At 59.3% G+C, this 4616-nt stretch carries 6 protein-coding genes and 1 pseudogene; 4 read left to right on the top strand and 3 right to left on the bottom strand.

Going from position 1 to position 4616, the window contains the following annotated elements:
• The 3 genes from L0H65_RS14945 to grxD form a co-directional block, all read left to right on the top strand.
• The coding region (locus L0H65_RS14945) for an AIR synthase related protein (RefSeq protein ID WP_301459841.1) at positions 1 to 919 on the top strand (919 nt) is incomplete at its 5' end.
• A gap of 60 nt (positions 920 to 979) precedes the next feature.
• Positions 980 to 1216, top strand: coding sequence for a BolA/IbaG family iron-sulfur metabolism protein (locus L0H65_RS14940; protein ID WP_301459840.1), 237 nt, complete (start codon positions 980 to 982; stop codon positions 1214 to 1216).
• A gap of 137 nt (positions 1217 to 1353) precedes the next feature.
• Positions 1354 to 1716, top strand: coding sequence for a Grx4 family monothiol glutaredoxin (gene grxD / locus L0H65_RS14935; RefSeq protein WP_301459839.1), 363 nt, complete (start codon positions 1354 to 1356; stop codon positions 1714 to 1716).
• Between the two features lie 56 nt (positions 1717 to 1772).
• On the opposite strand, the gene L0H65_RS14930 is transcribed toward grxD, so the two are convergent.
• Genes L0H65_RS14930 through L0H65_RS14920 form a run of 3 tightly spaced genes read right to left on the bottom strand, consistent with a single transcriptional unit; the run spans position 1773 to position 3059 of the window.
• Entirely contained in the window at positions 1773 to 2135 is a 363-nt protein-coding gene (locus tag L0H65_RS14930) for an MliC family protein (protein WP_301459838.1), read from the bottom strand.
• Positions 2132 to 2506: a cell division protein ZapA gene (locus tag L0H65_RS14925; protein ID WP_301459837.1), complete on the bottom strand. Its 375-nt coding sequence runs from the start codon at positions 2504 to 2506 to the stop codon at positions 2132 to 2134. The genes L0H65_RS14930 and L0H65_RS14925 overlap by 4 nt, the downstream gene beginning before the upstream one ends.
• Positions 2499 to 3059, bottom strand: a complete 561-nt coding sequence (locus L0H65_RS14920) for a hypothetical protein (RefSeq protein ID WP_301459836.1) — start codon at positions 3057 to 3059, stop codon at positions 2499 to 2501. The genes L0H65_RS14925 and L0H65_RS14920 overlap by 8 nt, the downstream gene beginning before the upstream one ends.
• Positions 3060 to 3416: 357 nt before the next feature.
• On the opposite strand from L0H65_RS14920, the pseudogene L0H65_RS14915 reads away from it, so the two are divergent.
• Positions 3417 to 4616, top strand: a pseudogene (locus L0H65_RS14915) (transketolase); the annotation flags it as partial.

Below are 4616 nucleotides of genomic sequence, written 5' to 3'. Positions count from 1 at the left end.
CTATGAACAATATGACAGCATGGTCATGGCCGATACGGTGCGCAGTCCCGGCCTTGGCGCAGGGGTGGTGCGGGTGCATGGTACGCCGAAACTGCTGGCCTTCACCTCGGATGTGACGCCGCGCTACGTCAAGGCCAACCCGTTCGAAGGCGGCAAACAGGCGGTGGCAGAGGCCTATCGCAACCTCTGCGCTGTTGGTGCTAAACCATTGGCAACGACCGATAATCTTAATTTCGGCAACCCCGAAAAGCCCGAAATCATGGGCCAGTTCGTCGGGGCGATCAAAGGGATCGGCGCGGCGGTTGCGGCGCTGGACATGCCCATCGTCTCCGGCAACGTCTCGCTTTACAATGAAACCGATGGCACCGGGATCCTGCCGACGCCGACCATCGGCGCAGTCGGGCTTTTGGCCGATGCGGAGGAATTGATCTCGGGCCTGCCGTCCGCGGGTGACATGGCGCTGGTGATCGGGGAAACGCGCGGCCATCTGGGGCAATCCGCGCTGTTGGCGGAGGCGTTCGGGATGGAAACCGGCGACGCGCCGCCCGTCGATCTGAAAGCCGAACGCAAACATGGTGAGTTTCTGCGGGCGAACCGGGGTTTCGTCCGGGCGGCGACCGATCTCAGCGATGGCGGTCTGGCGCTGGCGGCGTTCGAGATGGCGGAAGCCGCACGGATCGGCGTCTGGCTCGAACCGAGCGACATCGGGAAACTCTTTGGCGAGGATCAGGCGCGCTACCTTGTCGCCTGCGATGTCGCCGATGCGGCCAAACTGATCGCGGCGGGTGAAAAGGCCGGTGTCAAAGTCAGGCAGATCGGGCAGTTCGGCGGTTCCAATGTCAGCTTCGGCACCGCATCCGCACCGCTGGCGGAACTTTCCGCGCTGTACCGGTCCGCCTTCGCGGCGGCCATTGCCTGACCTTGCGCTGGGGTAAGCTGCGCCATACATTGGGTGAAAGAATTGAGACAGGATGCCGCCATGCCGATCACCGCACAAGACATCGAAGCCCTGATCCGCGAGAGTTTTCCCCACGCAAAAATCAATGTCGCCGGGGACGATGGCGCGCATTTCTCGGCTGAAGTGATCGATGAGAGTTTTCGCGGCTTGAACCGTGTGCAGCAGCAACGTGCCGTGATGAAGGCGTTGAACGGCAAGATGGACGGCGCGCAGGGCGAATTGCACGCGCTTGGGTTGACCACGAAAGCGCCGGACTGAGATGCAAGGCATCTTGGCCCTGTCGGGAAGTTTGTTCCGGGGCAAAGACATCGGGGACGTTTTGAAACAAATATCTGCGACAATCGGCGGCGCTGGAAATTCGGTCGCTGGCAGATGCGGAAATGAAGGATCGCAAAATGACGGACGCTAAAGCAATAATTCAAGACACGATCAGCAAGAACGATGTGGTTTTGTTCATGAAAGGCACCAAAATGGCGCCGCAATGTGGGTTTTCATCCCGCGTGGCCGGGGTGCTGAATTTCATGGGCGTTGATTTCGCCGATGTGAATGTGCTGGCGGATGCCGACATTCGCCAAGGCATCAAGGATTTCTCCGATTGGCCGACGATCCCGCAGCTTTATGTCAAAGGTGAATTCGTCGGCGGCTGTGATATCATCACGGAAATGACGCTGAATGGCGAATTGGACGAGATGTTCGCCGCCAAAGGCGTCGCGTTCAGCAAGGAAGCCGCCGACAAGATCCGTGAAACCAACGCGTGAAAGTCATGCTGTAATGCATTGCAATGGTGGGCTAATCACCCACCCTACGCACCCAATCACTCCGTCTGCGCTCCAAGCGCGCAATGGGTGAGGAGCGGCTGATCCTCTCCCACCCCCGCTTCATGCCAGTAAAGCGTTGCTTCTTCGCCCTTCGTCCACCAGATATAATGCGATCCGTCCGATGGCCAGCCATAGCGCGCGCCTGATGCGCTTGGCACGGACCAAAGCGTAATCTGCCGGTTTTCCACCATCAGAATCACCGCAGAACCCGCATCGGGATCGTTGGATGTCTCATTGATATAGGTGGCGGGGACGCCAACCCCGCGTTCGCAAGTGTAGTAGTATGTGCTGATCTCCAGCGACGCCCGCGCAGGCAACGGCAAGGAGAGCAGCGTCAAAGCGATCAGACCGCGGATCATCGGCTTGCCACCTCATCCACCCGATCGGCCAAAGCCTCTGCCCGCGCCGCGATTTCCGCCAGTGTTTCGGGGATTTGCGGTGGAATCACCGGGATTTCAATTCGCTGCGGTTCGGGTGCCGGTTGGCTTTCCAATTCCTGCACCCGCGCTTTCAGCACCCGCAACTGATCCTCGACTGACGCAGTGCGATCTGCCAGCATCAGCCCCGCCATAAGCAACATCCGCGCTTCCGGCAAACGGCCCATTTGGGTGACAAGGGGCTGGGCTTCGGTGTCGAGCATCGCAGCCGCAGTGCGCAGGAAATGGTCTTCGCCTTCTTGGCAGGCAACCATGAAGTTACGGCCCCCGATGGTGATTTCCAGTTCAGCCATGGGCATGAGCCTCCTCGATCAGTGGCTTCAACTCGGCCAGAATTTCATCCATTTCGGCGGTCTCGGTATGGCGGGTCGCGCGCAGGCTCTCAAGCTCCGCCATCATCGCCTTGTTGATCATCTGCGGTTCTACCATGCTTTCGCGCGCCGCCTCATGCAGCACGCGCAGGTTTTCGCGCAACTGAATCGTGGATTTGCGCATACGCTGCAATTCCAGCCCCTGCACATCCAACTGTTGCGTCATCTTTTCAACCTTCGCTTCCAACTGGCTTTGTGATTGCGGCTCTCGCTCCCGTCCGGCATCCCGGCTTGCGATACGCAAGCGCTCCGCCATCTGGGCATTGCGCGCCTTTTCCGCCGCAAGATCACTGGTCAACCCGTCAAACTCTGCCTGGAGCGTTGCGATGTCATCACCCTCGGGCGCTGCCACTGCGGTGGCAGGTTCCACAACCTGCGGCTCTGCGGAATCCAGCCGGTCCAGCCCTGCCCCGATCCGGGCAAGCGCCGTGGTGATGCGTCGTTCCAGTTCGGCGATATTGCTTTGGTCACTCATGCCAATGCCCCTTTGTCTCTACTCTCAAAGTCTTTTCCCATGACCGCACCCCGGCCCCGTCGGTTCAGGTTACGCGGCTTGCCCCCCGAATGTCACATCTATTTTGTAACAGCGAATCACAAGCGGCGGCAATTTCCCGGATCATATCCGAAAGATTAAATGAATTGTCCCCCCTTTGGGATCAAGCCTTTGCCAGACATACTTGATCTTGCCGACAAGGCTGATATGCAGCAAATGAACGCTGCGACAAGGGGCCAGAAGGGGCCAGCCCCGCCGGTTGTCGCGCATGACAAAACCGCAGGCTCAGGCATTTGCCCATTTCGCCACCTGACCTCGCCATGATGAAGGATCAATGCTGTGGATATTTCAAGCCTGCGCGCCAAACACCCCGATCACTGGATGAAAGCCTGCGCCATCCGCACACTGACGCTGGATGCTGTTGCCGCCGCAAACTCAGGTCACTCCGGAATGCCAATGGGGATGGCGGATGTCGCAACGGTTCTGTTTGAAAAGCATCTGAAATTTGCCGCATCCGCCCCGCATTGGCCGGATCGTGACCGTTTCATCCTGTCGGCGGGTCATGGCTCGATGCTGCTGTATTCCCTGCTGTATCTGACAGGCTACGCCGATATGACGCTGGCGCAGATCAAGAATTTCCGCCAATGGGGTTCGATCACCGCAGGCCATCCGGAATATGGCCATGCCACCGGAATTGAAACCACCACCGGCCCCTTGGGTCAGGGTGTCGGCAATTCGGTAGGTTTCGCCATTGCCGAGGAATCGCTGCGCGCGCATTGGGGTGCGAAGATCATCGACCACCATACCTATGTGATGGCAGGCGACGGCTGCCTGATGGAAGGCATCAGCCAGGAGGCGCTGGCGCTGGCCGGCAAACAGGCACTTTCCCGCCTGATCCTGCTGTGGGACCATAACGGCATCACCATTGACGGCAAGGTGTCGCTGGCCGATATCACCGACCAAAAAGCCCGTTTCGCGGCATCCGGCTGGGACGTGTTCGATTGTGACGGCCACGATCCCGATGATATTGATCGCGCGATCACGGCGGCCAAGGCCAGCCCGCGCCCGGCGATGATTGCCTGTAAAACCCATATCGCGCTTGGATCTTCAGCGCAGGACACCTCCAAAGGCCATGGCGCGCTGACCTCGCCTGACCTGATTGCAGACACGAAAAAGGTTTACGGCTGGCCCTACCCCGCCTTTGAAATCCCGAAGGAGATCAAATCAGCGTGGGAGGCAATCGGCGCCCGTGGTCTGGACGCGCGCAAGGAATGGGAAGCCCGGTTTGCGGAGCTTTCCGACAATCGCAAGGCCGAATTCCACCGCATTTTCAAAACGGAAGCCCCCGCGAAGCTTGCCGCCGTGGTCCGCGCGTTGAAAAAGCAAGCGGTGGAAACTCTGCCGAAACTCGCCACCCGCGCCGCATCGGAAATGGTGTTGGAGGTGATCAACCCGGTGATGAAGGAAACCATCGGCGGCTCTGCCGATCTGACCGGTTCCAACAACACACTGACCGCCGATCTTGGCATGTTCACACCC

Origin of the sequence: Pseudorhodobacter sp. (genome assembly GCF_030452865.1) — a bacterium.
In the GTDB taxonomy this organism is placed as follows: Bacteria; Pseudomonadota; Alphaproteobacteria; order Rhodobacterales; family Rhodobacteraceae; genus Pseudorhodobacter.
This window is presented reverse-complemented; position numbering and strand designations above follow the sequence as displayed.

Coding starts and splice junctions, on each gene's coding strand:
- L0H65_RS14940 (WP_301459840.1), top strand. CDS start 980: ATGCCGATCACCGCACAAGACATCGAAGCCCTGATCCGCGAGAGTTTT.
- grxD (WP_301459839.1), top strand. CDS start 1,354: ATGACGGACGCTAAAGCAATAATTCAAGACACGATCAGCAAGAACGAT.
- L0H65_RS14930 (WP_301459838.1), bottom strand. CDS start 2,135: ATGATCCGCGGTCTGATCGCTTTGACGCTGCTCTCCTTGCCGTTGCCT.
- L0H65_RS14925 (WP_301459837.1), bottom strand. CDS start 2,506: ATGGCTGAACTGGAAATCACCATCGGGGGCCGTAACTTCATGGTTGCC.
- L0H65_RS14920 (WP_301459836.1), bottom strand. CDS start 3,059: ATGAGTGACCAAAGCAATATCGCCGAACTGGAACGACGCATCACCACG.